The sequence below is a fragment of the Thiosulfatihalobacter marinus genome (genome assembly GCF_016019955.1).
In the GTDB taxonomy this organism is placed as follows: Bacteria; Pseudomonadota; Alphaproteobacteria; order Rhodobacterales; family Rhodobacteraceae; genus Shimia; species Shimia marinus_A.
In genome coordinates this window covers 1-13337 of sequence record NZ_JAECRZ010000006.1, presented here as the reverse complement: position 1 = coordinate 13337, position 13337 = coordinate 1, and the positions used below count along the sequence as shown (strand labels likewise).

At 63.2% G+C, this 13337-nt stretch carries 14 protein-coding genes, 1 tRNA gene and 1 pseudogene; 7 read left to right on the top strand and 9 right to left on the bottom strand.

All coding sequences use genetic code 11. The annotated features are described in order from the left end of the window. Positions 1-69: 69 nt before the first annotated feature. The 3 genes from I3253_RS10480 to I3253_RS10470 are packed head-to-tail and all read right to left on the bottom strand — an operon-like array spanning position 70 to position 3474. Positions 70-1479, bottom strand: a complete 1410-nt coding sequence (locus I3253_RS10480) for an FAD-binding oxidoreductase (RefSeq protein WP_197917620.1) — start codon at positions 1477-1479, stop codon at positions 70-72. Beyond that, positions 1476-2684 (bottom strand): amidohydrolase family protein, encoded by a 1209-nt coding sequence (locus I3253_RS10475; RefSeq protein ID WP_197917619.1) that lies wholly within the window; start codon positions 2682-2684, stop codon positions 1476-1478. Before I3253_RS10475 ends, I3253_RS10480 begins: the two co-directional genes overlap by 4 nt. Before the next feature lie 10 nt (positions 2685-2694). Further along, positions 2695-3474 (bottom strand): creatininase family protein, encoded by a 780-nt coding sequence (locus tag I3253_RS10470; RefSeq protein WP_197917618.1) that lies wholly within the window; start codon positions 3472-3474, stop codon positions 2695-2697. A 167-nt stretch (positions 3475-3641) separates the two neighbouring features. On the opposite strand from I3253_RS10470, the gene I3253_RS10465 reads away from it, so the two are divergent. The 6 genes from I3253_RS10465 (at position 3642) to I3253_RS10440 (ending at position 10286) form a co-directional block, all read left to right on the top strand. Continuing rightward, on the top strand, positions 3642-4031 hold the full coding sequence (locus I3253_RS10465; RefSeq protein ID WP_197917617.1) for a RidA family protein: 390 nt from the start codon (positions 3642-3644) through the stop codon (positions 4029-4031). A gap of 129 nt (positions 4032-4160) precedes the next feature. Further along, positions 4161-5213, top strand: a complete 1053-nt coding sequence (locus I3253_RS10460; RefSeq protein WP_197917616.1) for a glycosyltransferase family 2 protein — start codon at positions 4161-4163, stop codon at positions 5211-5213. Positions 5214-5250: 37 nt separating this feature from the next. Continuing rightward, a complete protein-coding gene (locus I3253_RS10455) occupies positions 5251-7506 on the top strand; it encodes a glycosyltransferase family 2 protein (protein WP_197917615.1) in 2256 nt (751 codons plus the stop codon). Positions 7507-7595: 89 nt separating this feature from the next. Further along, positions 7596-8600: a hypothetical protein gene (locus I3253_RS10450; protein WP_197917614.1), complete on the top strand. Its 1005-nt coding sequence runs from the start codon at positions 7596-7598 to the stop codon at positions 8598-8600. A 1-nt stretch (position 8601) separates the two neighbouring features. Then, on the top strand, positions 8602-9363 hold the full coding sequence (locus I3253_RS10445; protein ID WP_197917613.1) for a sulfotransferase family 2 domain-containing protein: 762 nt from the start codon (positions 8602-8604) through the stop codon (positions 9361-9363). After that, positions 9360-10286, top strand: a complete 927-nt coding sequence (locus tag I3253_RS10440) for a phosphoadenosine phosphosulfate reductase (protein ID WP_197917612.1) — start codon at positions 9360-9362, stop codon at positions 10284-10286. Before I3253_RS10445 ends, I3253_RS10440 begins: the two co-directional genes overlap by 4 nt. 6 nt (positions 10287-10292) lie before the next feature. On the opposite strand, the gene I3253_RS10435 is transcribed toward I3253_RS10440, so the two are convergent. Then, entirely contained in the window at positions 10293-11309 is a 1017-nt protein-coding gene (locus I3253_RS10435) for a LacI family DNA-binding transcriptional regulator (protein WP_197917611.1), read from the bottom strand. Between the two features lie 145 nt (positions 11310-11454). Here I3253_RS10435 and I3253_RS10430 point away from each other — a divergent pair. Then, a tRNA-Arg gene (locus I3253_RS10430) sits at positions 11455-11531 on the top strand. Between the two features lie 32 nt (positions 11532-11563). On the opposite strand, the gene I3253_RS20445 is transcribed toward I3253_RS10430, so the two are convergent. The 5 genes and pseudogenes from I3253_RS20445 to I3253_RS10415 form a co-directional block, all read right to left on the bottom strand. Continuing rightward, positions 11564-11803: a tyrosine-type recombinase/integrase gene (locus I3253_RS20445; RefSeq protein ID WP_332255677.1), complete on the bottom strand. Its 240-nt coding sequence runs from the start codon at positions 11801-11803 to the stop codon at positions 11564-11566. After that, on the bottom strand, positions 11766-12554 hold the full coding sequence (locus I3253_RS10425) for a site-specific integrase (RefSeq protein ID WP_232236969.1): 789 nt from the start codon (positions 12552-12554) through the stop codon (positions 11766-11768). The genes I3253_RS20445 and I3253_RS10425 overlap by 38 nt, the downstream gene beginning before the upstream one ends. A gap of 14 nt (positions 12555-12568) precedes the next feature. Then, a pseudogene (locus tag I3253_RS20730) lies at positions 12569-12715 on the bottom strand (helix-turn-helix domain-containing protein); the annotation flags it as partial. After that, on the bottom strand, positions 12712-12912 hold the full coding sequence (locus I3253_RS10420) for a hypothetical protein (RefSeq protein WP_197917610.1): 201 nt from the start codon (positions 12910-12912) through the stop codon (positions 12712-12714). The pseudogene I3253_RS20730 and the gene I3253_RS10420, both read right to left, overlap by 4 nt. Then, a complete protein-coding gene (locus tag I3253_RS10415; protein WP_197917609.1) occupies positions 12909-13214 on the bottom strand; it encodes a DUF5131 family protein in 306 nt (101 codons plus the stop codon). The genes I3253_RS10420 and I3253_RS10415 overlap by 4 nt, the downstream gene beginning before the upstream one ends. Positions 13215-13337 lie beyond the last annotated feature (123 nt).

The window sequence follows — 13337 nt, the reverse complement described above, 5'->3', positions numbered from 1 at the left end:
CGCATTTGGGCAAAAACGCGCGGGGCACCGGGTCAGCGGCGCTGCTTTTCCTGCCGACACCCGATGGACCTAATCGGCGATCATGGCCTCGATCTCCTCGGGAGACATGTCCTTGACCCGGGCCCATTCGCGGGATTTTCCCGGATTGAGAAGCCCCTTCGGATCCATCCGCTTTTTCCAGGCAAGGTGGCGGTAATCCGCGTTCTTGAGCCCGCCACCTTCGACCATGAAGGTATGGGCATCGTACACGGTGAACCCGTTGCTTTCATATATGGCTTCGATCTCGTGCAGACGATCCCGGGTGCTGAACCAGACGATCGGCAGGTCGAAGGTGACGATCTGGCCATCGATCAGCGAATATTCGTGGTGCTGCCAGACATCGCTGCCCAGTTGGGGCCGGAGGCGGGCGATGGCGTCGGGATCGGGCGGCACCGGGCAGCCAACCTGCAAATAGGTGGCGCCGCGGTCGGCCTTGAGCACCTGCAACGTGGTGTGGTTGTAGGAAAACGCGAACACATGCGGCAGGTTTGCCGCCTTCAGTTCGGCGCCCGACATTGCCAGATCGACATGGCCGCCCCGGTTGGCGATCAGGTTGCGGAACGCGGCCATGTCTTCGGCCGGAACCAGCGACACAAGCAAGTGCTTTTCGGGGCGGATATGGCCGGTCAGCCGTGGAAAATATTCGCAGATACGGGCATCGACCGTCGAAACCAGCCTGGGCGCGATATCGGGCGCGCGCGCCAGCGCGAACCCGGCGGCATAGGCCTGGCGATAGGTGTCGAACGTAGCCATGCAACCGATCCGGTCGCGGTGCGGCACGGTGCGCAACGTGACCTCTGTGATGACCCCGTTCATGCCCCAGGCATGGTGGATCTGGTTGACATCGTCGCCCTTGAACAGCCGCTCCTGCGGGTCATCGGTGACGGACATGGCCCTGAGCGACAGGATATTGCCGGGATCGCGCAACATCCCCTGCGCGACCGAGCCGATCCCCGAAGAGCCACCCGCGACAAACCCGCCGATGGTGGCAATGTCCTGGGTCGAAGGGAAGATCGCCAGTTCCTGCCCCTGTGCGTGCAGCGCGGCGTTGACCGCCTGGATATTGGCGCCGGCCTGGGCGGTGACATGGCCGTCCCCGATCTCCAGAATCCGGTTCATCGCGGTGGTTTCGATGATCAGACCGCCCTCCAGCGGCACGGCCTGACCATAATTGCCGGTGCCGCCGCCGCGCAGCACGACCGGGGCGTCATGGGCATGGGCTGTCTTCAGGCAATGGGCCATTTCGGATGCGGATTTGGGCAGGGCGACCAGATCGCCGAAGCTGCGCCGAAGCTGGGCGTTCAGGATCGGTGAATACCAGAAGAAATCGCGCGACCGTTTCTTGACGAGGACCGGTTCGGAAATCGTGTCCACCGGGGCCAGTTCGGCGGCAAAGGCGGCCCAGTCGATACCGGTCTTGCCGGAAATGCTGTTGGTCATCGGGGAAGTTCCTCCAAAAGGTCCGTGGCGGGTTTGTGGGGCGCACCGCCGATCATGGCGGCAGGGTCATGCCCCTGCGCGACCCGAAGATCGTGAAGCTGGGCGCCGTCGATCGGTCCGGGGTTCATGCCCAGAGCGGCGCGGGCGTCGGTGGTGATCGCGCACAGCCAGCGGCCCAGCGGCGGATCAAGCTGCGCTGACAGCACCGCCAGTTCCAGCGCGCGCAGCGGATCGTGTCGCCCCACCGGGCAAAAGGCATCGCGCACATTGTCGGTGCCCACCACAACCCGCACCCCGGCCGCCGACAGCGCGCGCAGGGGTGTCAGGCCGCGCGCTGCCGGGACGTGGGGCGCACGGCCCTGAAGGTAAAGATTTGTCGCCGGAAGGGCCGCAATGGCGATACCGGCGCGGGCCAGCTTGTCAGCGATTCGGGTGAAATCCTTTGGCGGGCGGGTGGCAAGGCTGACGGCATGGCCACACAGGATCGGCCCCCCGAACCCGGTTTCCAGCGCCAGATCGGCGATGGCTTCCAGCCCGTTCATGTCCGGGTCCAGCGATTCATCGACATGGAAATCCACCGCCAGATCATGCCGCGCGGCGGCGGCGAACAGGCTGCGTAGCCCGGCGCGCATATGGGGGTGCCCCAGCACCATCGCGCCAATCGCATGGCCTTCGGGCACGGCACGGGCGACGGTTTCGGAAAAATCGGGATCGGCCATCTGATCGATACCGGTCAGCGGCGACAGTTGCATGGTCAGCGGCGCGGCCTGCGCCAGTTCCAGCAACACATGCCAGGCCAGCGGCGGTTCCGCGTCCCTGCCCCAATCGACATGGCTGCGCAGAGTGGCCACGCCGGCAGCGTTTGCCTCGGCCAGTCCACGCAGGGCACGGGCACGGATGTCGTCGGCGCTCCAGTTTGCCTTGTCGCGGTGCTGGGCCTGGATGGCAGCTGACAGATCGCCGCCCCGCTGCTCCAGCCGCCCGACGCTGTGGCATTTGTCCAGGTGGCAATGCGGCTCCGTCAGCGCGGGAAATATCAGCCGGCAGGTGCCGGGCGCGGCTTGGCCGGAGCGCATCCCCACCACACGCCCCCGGCGCAGCACCAGATCGCCAGTGACACAGTCGCGGTGGACATGCCCGCGAAACTGGGCCGCATCGCGGATCAGCGCGCGCGGCAGGGCAATGTCGGGGATCAGCATGGTCATCAGCCGCGCCTTACTCTGCCGGATCGAAACGCGCGAATTCACGCAGGAAGGCGGCAAAATTGCGCGCGGCGCTGTCCAGCGCGGCGTGGCCCTTGTCGGCGGTCGCGACCGAGGCATCGCCACAGGCGCCCGCCGGGTGCAGATCGTCGATCACCCAGCCGGGGCGCATGGCCTGACCGTTCAGGCCGATCCAGTGCTGTTCGTCCTGCCATTTGCGGCTTTTGGAGCGGAAATCGGCGGCGGCGGCCATATCGACCAGATCGGGCCGCACGGCCAGCATAGGGCTGGTTTCGCTGTCGCCGCCATGCTGATCATGGCGCAGGGCGTCGGCCCCCATCACCCCGTCCCATTCGGCAAAGGAGAACCAGCTGCCATGGGCGGTGATCATGCCGTGCCGCACCCGCATATCCCGGGCCGCGATGTCCAGCACCGCCGTATTGCCGCCATGCCCGTTCAGCATTGCCAGCCGGGTGATGCCCGCACGCGCCACGCTGTCGCCGATATCGCCCAGCATGGCCAGGAGCGTGTTTGCCGACAGGCTGAGCGTGCCGGGATGGGCGGCGTGCTCGGTACTTCGGGTCACGCGCAGGGTGGGCAGGATCAGCGCGTTCGTGTCGCGATGCCAGTGCGGCAGGCTGCGTGCAAGCACCGCCTCGACAAGATCGCTGTCCACCGACACCGGCAGGTGCGGCCCGTGCTGTTCGGTGGCGCCCAGCGGCAGAACCGCGATCATGTCGGCGGGCAGGTCGCGAAACCGCGGTGCCGTGATGTCGGACCAATATCCCTGCATGGGCCAGCCTTTCATGTCGGGGCGGGCATGGCCAGGAACGCAAAAGCCACGCGTCACCCGGTTGGGATGTGCGTGGCCCTATGTCTGTGCCAGAGATGATCCTCAATTTACAAGCCATGCGCCGGAATGCAAGTCTGAGGTGGAACGCCCCTGACGAAAGAGACCCGATGCGCCCGCTTGCCCCTGCCGCCATTGCCCCGCCCTTCGCCCGGTATTCCCATGGTGTGGAGATCCCCGCCGGGCACCGGCTGGTGCGGGTTTCGGGCCAGTTGGGTCTGGCCCCGGATGGCCGCGTGCCCGATGGCGCCCGCGCCCAGGCCGATATCTGTTTCGCCAATATCCGTCATATTCTGGCCGAGGCCGGGATGAGGCCGGAACATGTGGTGCATGTAACCGCCTATGTCACCGCCCGCCACCACATGGCGGGCTATATGGCGGCCCGTGACGCCTTTCTGGCAGAGAATGCCGCTTTGCCGGGGTCCACCCTGCTGATCGTATCGGGGTTTACCCGACCGGAATTCGTTGTCGAAGTCGAACTTTGGGCGGCGGCACCCTGAGCCGCGCGGCCAGCGCGCGCCCAGGTGTCACCCGCAGGACTCAATCGCGTCCGGGGCGCGGGCAAACGGGTGCGCGCGCCCCGGTTCCCGTGTTAGCAAGACGCATGAAGCCAGCAACGAGGCACCCCCTTGCGCGTTCTCAGTGTGACAACGGTCCGCAATGAAGGCCCCTATCTTGTGGAATGGATCGCCCATCACCGGGCGGCCGGGGTCACGGATTTCCTGATCTGTTCCAACGATTGCGATGACGGTACGCATGATCTTTTGCAGGCGCTGGACCAGGCCGGGATCATCACCCATGTGCCGCATGAACCCAGGCGCAACAGGTCGATCCAGTGGCAGGCGCTGCGGCTGGCCTGGCGGCATGATCTGCGCAAGACGGCGGACTGGATTCTGGTGTCGGATGTGGACGAGTTCCTGAACATCCACGTCGACGGCCACGATATCCCCGCCCTGCTGGCGAGGGTGCCCGAAACCACCGATGCCATCGTGCTGCCCTGGCGGTTGTTCGGGCATAACGGCGTGGTCGATATCCGCGACGCCCCGGTGACAGAGCAATTCACCCGTGCCGCGCCGCCGGACATGCAGTTTCCCATCGCCGCCGGCCTGTTCAAGACATTGTTCCGCGCCAAGGGTCCGTTCAACCAGCTGGGCGTGCACCGGCCCCGGCAGAAAGACCCCGAAAAAGCGGATCTGCCGCAATTCGTCGACGGATCGGGGCGCCCGATGCACCCGATCCTGGCGCGCGCGCCGCAGCGGCTTGCGCTGTATGATCTGGGCGTGGCGCGGGACCTGGTGGAACTGAACCATTACGCGGTGCGCTCGGCGGCCGGGTTCGTGCTGAAATGCGATCGCGGCCTGCCCAACCGAACGCACAAGCCGGTGGATCTTGCCTATTGGACTGAGCGCAATTTCAACACCGTGGCCGACACCTCGATTGCGCGGATGCGCCCGGCGACGCAAGCCCAGGAGCGCAGGCTGCGCGCCTTGCCGGGGGTGGCCGCGCTGCACGCGCAGGCGGTGGCATGGCATCAGTCACGGTTTAACGAACTGGTCAGGCAACCCGGGTATCAAACGCTGATGACACAGATTCTTGTGGCCGGGGGCAGCGCGGTGCTGCCACAGCGTTTGCAGCGCCAACTGGTTCGGTGGTATCAAGAGGCCAACAAGAACCCCGGCTGAACCGGGCAAACACATTTCGAGCAGGGGTCGCACCGGCATGGGCCAGGCCAAGTTTCAAAGCCGTTCCTTTCAGCATCGCGATATCGGTGGCCTGCGGGTTCTGGATGTGGTGGGTGTGGGCCAGGGGCAGGCCGTGGCCTATTTCGCCACCGGCACACCACCCGCCGCGATCACGGCGGGGGCGGGAACCGAGCTGAACAATCTGCGCAGTGTCGGCAACGGGCTGATTGCCGATCTGAGCCATGCGGGCGACGCCCCGGTGCTGAGCCTTGGCGGCCAGACCGAGCGCCTGGCTGTCACCAGCGAAGAGACCGGCCTGTTTGCCGGGCTGAACACGGCCCTTGCCATTCGCAACGGCGAAACGCTGGCGGTCACGCTGGACTGGCTGCGCTATCACGCCGGGCATCACGGGATGCAGGCGGCGCTGATCCTGGATCGGGCGCGGCCGGATGATGCCCTGGCTTTTGCCGAAGGGCTGAAGGCCGGGGTGAAGAAGATCAAGGGGCTGGAACAGGTGGTTCTGGTGCATGGCGACATGCCGCTGGGCCAGCATGATCTGCCGCCCGAACACCACCCGTTCAACGCGCCCGACGCGCCGGGCAAAGACCGGATGGACGTACCTGATGCCTCTCCCTGGGATTCGCCGCTGGGCGAGTTGCAGATATTCGAGATGATGCGGCGGCGGTTTCTGGACCGCGCCCGCGCCGTGGCGCTGCTGGATATTTGCGACCTGCTGACCACGCGCAGGGGGGAAACCGTCACCGGGCAGACCGCCTTTGACGCGGCGGTCAACGCGCCGTCGGGCACGGTTTCGCTTGTGGGCCGGCATTGTTATCCCTGGCGGGTGCGCAATGATGACGAAACCGGCTTTGGCGATCATATCTGCGTACAGTTCGACGCCACCAAGATGCGCCGACGCTGGTGCGTGGCGCCGCAAAAGGCCGGGCCGAATACGGTCTGGCGGCTGGTGCGGATTGTCGGCGCGCCGCCGGGGCCTCAGGACTGGGTTCAAGTCTATCGTTGCATGGGGCTGCGCCACCCGACCGACACGGTTTCGAAAATCGTCCCCAAGACCGCGCTGATCGAAGAGCCTGCGCTGCTGGAGCTGGCCGAAAACGTGTTTGATCACAAGCCGGTGCGGATGCCCGAGATCCCCAAACCCAGGGTGGATCCCGACAGCAATGACGTGACGATCATCACCTGCATGAAGAACGAGGGCCCGTTCATCCTTGAATGGCTGGCCTATCACCGGGCCATCGGGGTCAAGGATGTGCTGGTCTACACCAATGATTGCAATGACGGCACCGACTCGTTCCTGCGCCTGTTGCAGGACAAGGGCTATGTCCAGCATCGCGAGAACCCGTTCAAGGGCACTGGCCTGAAACCCCAGCACGCGGCCTTGCAGGCCGGAGAAAAGGAAGCCGTGGTCAGGGATGCCGACTGGGTGATTTCGATGGACGTGGATGAGTTCATCAACATCAAGGTGGGCGACGGCACGCTCAGGGCGCTGTTTGGCGCGGTTCCCGATGCCAACCTGATTTCCTGTACATGGCGTTTGTTCGGCAATTCGGATGTGCACGGCTATGCCGACGAACCGCTGATCGCCCAATTCACGCGCTGTGCCCATGAAATAACGCGCAAGCCGCATCAGGCCTGGGGGTTCAAGACACTGTATCGCAATATCGGCCTGTTCAAGAAGCTGGGCGTGCATCGCCCCAAGGGGCTGAACCCGCAATTATGGAACGAAATCAATTGGGTGAACGGCTCTGGACAACCTTTGCCCAAGGACATGTACCGCAATGCCTGGCGCTCGACCACCGAAACGGTGGGCTATGATCTGGTGCAGCTCAACCACTATGCCGTGCGCTCGGCCGAAAGCTTTTTGGTCAAACGTGACCGGGGGCGGGTGAACCATGTCGATCGGGATCAGGGGCTGGCCTATTGGTTCCGCATGAACAACAACGTGGATGAGGATACGTCGATCCAGCGCATGATCCCCATGATGCAGGCCGAGATGGACCGGCTTTTGGCCGACCCCGAGATTGCCGAGGCGCATGCCTTCAGCGTGGACCGGCACCGGGCCAAGATCGACGCGTTGAGAGAGACCGACAACTACGCGAATTTCTACGCCGAACTGACCGGACCGCGCATGGAAAAGCTGGCACGCCTGCACCCGCATTTCGGGGCCAACGTGTTTCTGGCCGGTCCCGAGGTGATCCCCGACTGGGTGGTGGAACGCGACCTGCCGGATGATTTCTTTTTCACCGTGGACAAGCAGGAAACGGCGCACTGACCCCCCCCCGCGTTTGGTTGCAAAATTCAGAGACAAACCCCCCGCAAACCGGTAAACTGTTTTCAAATCAAGAACAAAGGGCAGGCAACATGGCCAAACTCCCCGAGATTGCATCGCTGTGGATCGGCGGACAGCTGAGCTGGCTGGAACAGCTTTGCCTGAAAAGCTTTGCCGACGCGGGCCATCACACGACGCTGTACAGCTATGAGGAAATTCCCAACGTGCCCGAAGGCGTGCACACCGCCGATGCGGCCGAGATATTTCCGGGTGATCCGATGTACCGCCATGTTCGCACCGGCAGCCCGGCGATTCATGCCGACCTGTGGCGCCTGAACCTGCTCAGGAAGACTGACAAGATCTGGGTGGACGCGGATATTTACTGTTACCGCCCGTTCAATTTTTCCCGAAAATCGGTGTTTGGCTGGGAAAAGGACGATCTGGTCTGCAATGCGGTGCTTGGCTTGCCGAAAACCTCGGGCGCGCTGAACGCGATGCTGGCGTTTTTCGAGGATGAATATGCCATCGGCCCATGGCTGCGCCCCTGGCAGCAGAAAGAGTTGCAGGCCGAGAAAGACGCCGGGAACCCGGTGCATATGACGGCGCAGAACTGGGGATTCACCGGCCCGGCGGCGGTGACGTATTTCCTCAGGCAATCGGGCGAGATCAAGTATGCCGAGCCGGTCGAGGCGTTTTACCCCGTCAGCTTCAGGGACAGGAACAAGATGTTCCAGAGCAAGTTCGACATGAATGACTGGTTCACCGAAGACACCAGGGGCGTGCATTTCTGGGCGCGCCGGATGAAACCGCGGCTTCAGGAAAAGGAAAACAACCGTCCCCGGCGCGGATCGTTCCTGCACGAGGTGATGCTCAAGCACGGCATCGATCCTGACGCGGCGCCGATCCCGGCGCGCGTGGTCAACAACAAGGCGCCGGTGGATGACCCCGAGTTTCAGGCAAAGATCGCCATTGAATCGCTGAAAGGGGAGGCGTCGATCACCAAGATTTCGCGCGATTACCTTGTGGAAAAAGGGTTCATCAAAGAGTGTCGGGACAAGTTGATCGCGGCGGCCCCCCGCCTGTTTCGCGAGGGCTGAGATGGAGTATCGGCCCCGCATCCTGGACAATTATCCGCACCAGCGCCATTTTCTGCAACTGGTGAACATCCCGGTTTTTGGCACGCCGTTTTTGTACATGAAGAACCACAAGGCGGCATGTACCACGGTGCTGGCCACGCTGATGGCCAACCTGTTGCAGCAAAAGGGGGAAACCACGGACAGTATCGACATGGGATCGGTCCACACGCCGCCCAATACGCTTTTGCTGACCGGGCCGCGGGGGTTGTCCATGCCCCGCGTGATGGAGGCGCTGGCCGACAAGCAGGTGTACCGCTTTACCATTGTGCGCGAACCGGTGGCGCGCACCGTGTCATCCTTTGCCGACAAGATCGTGAAGGGCGAAAAGCAGAAAACCCGGCTGATGCGTTATCTCAAACGCCCCGCTGACAGTGACCTGACCTTGTCGGAATTCCTGGACATCATGGCACAGGATCCGGCCGCACGGGATCTGGACCGGCACTGGCGCAGCCAGCGGCTGGAGATCTCTTATGATTTCATCAGCTATGATTTTGTCGGCGACATGGCCGATCTTGGTGGCGCGTTGTCCCGGATCGTGCGGCGGGTTTTCAACGTCGCGCATCCCGAGGTGCAGGACACCCGCGCCTCGCTGGGTCACAAATCCAGAAGCGCCGAGCTGATCGAAGGCATGACGGCCACCGACCGGCGCAATATCGAGGCCGCCTTCGGTCCGGATTTCGAGATGTATGAAGACGTGCGCCAGAAGCTGGCAGAGGCGGCATGAGCATGAAGGACGCGGCAGGGCAGACCCAGACAGAGTGGCAGGCCAATCTGCAAAAGATCGGCGCCGAACAGGGATTTTACGAAGCCTTGGGGGATCAGCATACGGCGCTGTTTGTCGAGCGCGGCAAAACCCTGATCGTGACCTTTGAAAATCTGGATCACGTATATGGGAATGCACAAGACCGGATGCCGTGGGGTTACGATTTCGTCACCTCGCGCGGCTGGTCGATGCTGGGCCTCATGGCACATGACTGGACCTGGTATCGCGATGGTCATGTGCATGATTTCTTTGACCGTTTGCGCGAAGAAGGGTTCTTTGCGCGGTTTGACAAGGTGATCTTTTATGGCGCGTCGATGGGGGCCTATGCGGCCGCCGTATTTTCTTCGGCGGCGCCGGGCGCCACGGTGATCTGCATCTCGCCGCAGGCCACGCTGGATCGCGAGGTGGCCCCCTGGGAAACCCGTTATCGCAAGGCGTGGCGGCGCGATTATTCGGATCGCTACGGCTATGCGCCCGACATGGTTGCGGGCGCCGGGGCGGTGCACCTGTTTTATGACCCGCGCGCGCCGCTGGACGCCATGCATGCGTCGCTGTTTCGCGGGGTCAACCTGCACAAGTACCGCTGCCGTTTCATGGGGCACCGGATCGCATCCTTGTGGTTGCAGATGGGGGTGTTGAAGCCGGTGATCGAGGGCTGTGTGGCGGGCACGATGACGGCGTCGGACTTTTATACGTTGCTGCGGCGGCGGCGCGATACGCCACGCTATCAGAAAGAGATGCTGCAAACGCTGGAAAAGCTGAATCGCCCTCGGCTGCTGGCACGTTATTGCAGGGCCGTGCTTGCGCGTCGTCGCGGGCCGCATTTCCGCAAGGCGCTGCGGGCTGCCGAAGACCGGATCGCCAAGTATGATCGCAAGGGCTGAGCCGGCCTAGCCGCGCCGCAGCGTATCTCCAAAGCTGATCGTCGGGGTCAACGCCACGGTTGCCTCCGGTGTCTCGCCAGCAACGCGGGCGGCAATGATCCCGGCTGCCCGGCAGCCGATCTCGCGGCGGCAGGCATCCATCGTGGCCAGCTGGCGCGGAAGACCCTGCAACAGCTCGACCCCGTTGAAACCGGCAAGCCCGATCTGGCCGGGAATATCGACACCCTGTTCAAGCAGGTACAACAGCCCGCCGGCGCCGATCATGTCATTGGAGTAATAGATAAAATCGATATCCGGCGACCGGTCCAGCACCGCGCGGGTCATCTCGCGCCCCTTCGCAAGCGCGGAGCCGCCGGAATAGAATTCGCGTTCGCATACTTCCACTCCGCCCTTGGCCAGGGTTTCGGTAAAACCTTCAAACCGTTTGCGCGCCCGGTGGTCCAGCGGCATCTTGGTGCCCAGAAACGCGATCCGCCGATACCCGGCGCTGAGGATGGCCGAGGCCATTTCATGCCCGGCACGGCGGTGCGAGATCCCGACCATGGCGTCAACCGGCTCTCCGTCGGTGTCCATGATCTCGACCACGGGAATGCCGCTTGCGTTCAGCATGGCCCGCGCGGCATCGGTATGTTCCAGCCCGGCGATGATCACGCCAGAAGGGCGCCACGACAGCATCTCATAAAGAACTTTTTCTTCCTTTTCCGGCAGGTAGTCCGTGACGCCCACCACCGGTTGCAAATCGGTGTCCTCCAGGGTCTGGCTGATACCCGAAAGCACTTCGGGGAAAACCATGTTGGACAGGGATGGAATGATCACCGCCACAAGGTTCACCCGCTGGCTGGCCAGCGCGCCGGCGATCTTGTTGGGCACATATCCCAGATCCTTCGCGGCCTTGAGCACGCGGGCGCGGGTGGCATCGGAAACGTCGCCGCGGTTGCGCAGCACGCGGCTGACGGTCATTTCGGACACGCCGGAAGCCTCGGATACATCGCGCAGCGTCAAAGAGCGGTTGTCATTGGCCAAGAGAATGTCCCCGAAAAAATCCCTGCCCCGATGTTATCGCGAACATGGATGCAGGTTCAAGCGCGCAGACGCCGCCACGCGATCGGATTTTTTTTCGGATCGGGCATGACAATCTCGCAGATGCTGTCTAAAACCGATCCCGCACGGCCCCGTGGCTCAACTGGATAGAGCAGCCCCCTCCTAAGGGGCAGGTTGCAGGTTCGAATCCTGCCGGGGTCGCCAAATAACCACACAAAAACAATTACTTGCGTTTTTCATGGGGTTTTCTTTCTGGTTCGTTGAACCGAAACCGGCTCGTTGAACTCAAGCGAACCTGCTGCATGGCGCAGATAATCTGGGCTGAATTGACCATAGGTCGAGCGGGTCACGCTGGGGTTCGTGTGCCCGAGATACTGGGCGATTTCCTCTATCGGCACTCCGGCTTCGGCCATGAACCGGCCTGCTGTGCGACGCAGATCATGCGGGGTGCAGTGAGCGATTCCAGCGCGCTTCACGGCGGCATTGAAGCCTGTCTTGATCGACTTTACCCGGCGCCCGCCCCACTCCACCACATAGCGGCTCAGCGCGGCCCGCTGCGCCTCCTGTAGCGCGGCCCTTCTTCGGGCCTATGTCATTCGTCGCCAGTTTGATAATGCGCCGGTCGAGGTCCACCCGGTCCCACGTCAATTCGAGGATGGCGCCGGATCGGCCTGCCGTGGTCAGCATCAACAGCATTGCAAGGCGAATGTGTGGGTCGATTGCGGATGCCAGGAGCGCGGACACTTCGGAGCGGGATAGGTGGCGGTCGCGCGGTGGCGGGGCTGGGGGGCGCTCTATGTACGGAGCCTTGTGGATCAGGTCGGCCTTGTGCGCCCACAGTAGCGCTGCGCGCAGGCACCCCAGTTCGGTGCGGATGGTCGCGTCCTTGCGCCCCTGACTGCGGCGCTGGTCGACGTAGGCGCGGCAATCGTCCTTGGTGATCTGCGCGGCAGCGAGGTGGCCGAATTCCGGCAGTACGTTCTTGCCGGTCTGCGCCAGCTTGGCGGCTTGGCGGCGTCCGCTCATTTCCTCCTGATACGCTTCCCATATTTGCGCCACGGTCATTCCCGCAGGCGGCGCGGAGATGCGCAAGATCAGGTCGCGGGCTTCTCGCTCAGCTTCCTTTGGCGAGTGTGCCGCAAGACGGTAACGGCGGCGGCGTCCGTCGTCCTCGTTCCACATGACGACGAAGCGTCCCTTGAGGCGTCCGATTCGATAGTCCCGCATTCGTATGCCTCCACTGTTTCCTGAGCAATGCGCAGCAACCGGCCACCGACTCGAAAAGCATGCAGGTCGCCACGTCGGATCATGGCGCGGATTGTCTCGCCAGAGCAACCCCAGCGGTCGGCCAGCTGGTCGGGCGTGTATGGGCGGGGTGCGGCTGTCATTCCGGCCACCCCTCCCCCGCTTGGCTCCCATGATATAGCCCCGCCATGTAGACCTCGCGCAGAAGGTGCTTTGGCGACTTGCGGACGATCACGTTTGACGTGACCTTTTCGACCACGCGATCTATTCCGACCTCCAATCGGCGGCGCTCCTTGCGGTCCAGTCCCTCAAATGGGTCGGGAGCGTAGGCTTCGGTCATCCCGGCACCTCGCTCCATTCCCGGCCATCCAGCAGGCGACCGGCGACTTTCTTGCCGACATTGAGAAAATCCACACCGCCCATCCTGTATGCGCGTTCATGGCAAACAACATCGTCGTATCCATCAGGCAGAGACCAGTTGTCGTCGTCCCAAGGCGCGTATTGACCCCATTGCTTGAAGAAAAACGCCACCCCAGCGGCGGCACACTGATCCCGCAGGCCGCGCGCCCAGTCAGGATGCATAGGGCGCGCGCGCTTGCCGCTCTCGCCGCCGACGATGACCCAATCAAGGCCGGGGTCCATCTGGTGCCCCGAGTCCAGTTCCTGATCCGCAAAATCTCCGATTGTCTGAAGTGGTCCCGGAAATCCGGACAGTTAGCTAAGGTGTATCCCGAACTTTTTGGAGGGATACGAGATGGCGAAACG

Bases quoted from the DNA above. Each gene is read 5' to 3' on its own strand.
- I3253_RS10480 (WP_197917620.1), bottom strand. From the start codon at position 1,479: ATGACCAACAGCATTTCCGGCAAGACCGGTATCGACTGGGCCGCCTTT.
- I3253_RS10475 (WP_197917619.1), bottom strand. From the start codon at position 2,684: ATGACCATGCTGATCCCCGACATTGCCCTGCCGCGCGCGCTGATCCGC.
- I3253_RS10470 (WP_197917618.1), bottom strand. From the start codon at position 3,474: ATGCAGGGATATTGGTCCGACATCACGGCACCGCGGTTTCGCGACCTG.
- I3253_RS10465 (WP_197917617.1), top strand. From the start codon at position 3,642: ATGCGCCCGCTTGCCCCTGCCGCCATTGCCCCGCCCTTCGCCCGGTAT.
- I3253_RS10455 (WP_197917615.1), top strand. From the start codon at position 5,251: ATGGGCCAGGCCAAGTTTCAAAGCCGTTCCTTTCAGCATCGCGATATC.
- I3253_RS10450 (WP_197917614.1), top strand. From the start codon at position 7,596: ATGGCCAAACTCCCCGAGATTGCATCGCTGTGGATCGGCGGACAGCTG.
- I3253_RS10445 (WP_197917613.1), top strand. From the start codon at position 8,602: ATGGAGTATCGGCCCCGCATCCTGGACAATTATCCGCACCAGCGCCAT.
- I3253_RS10440 (WP_197917612.1), top strand. From the start codon at position 9,360: ATGAGCATGAAGGACGCGGCAGGGCAGACCCAGACAGAGTGGCAGGCC.
- I3253_RS10425 (WP_232236969.1), bottom strand. From the start codon at position 12,554: ATGCGGGACTATCGAATCGGACGCCTCAAGGGACGCTTCGTCGTCATG.
- I3253_RS10420 (WP_197917610.1), bottom strand. From the start codon at position 12,912: ATGACCGAAGCCTACGCTCCCGACCCATTTGAGGGACTGGACCGCAAG.
- I3253_RS10415 (WP_197917609.1), bottom strand. From the start codon at position 13,214: ATGGACCCCGGCCTTGATTGGGTCATCGTCGGCGGCGAGAGCGGCAAG.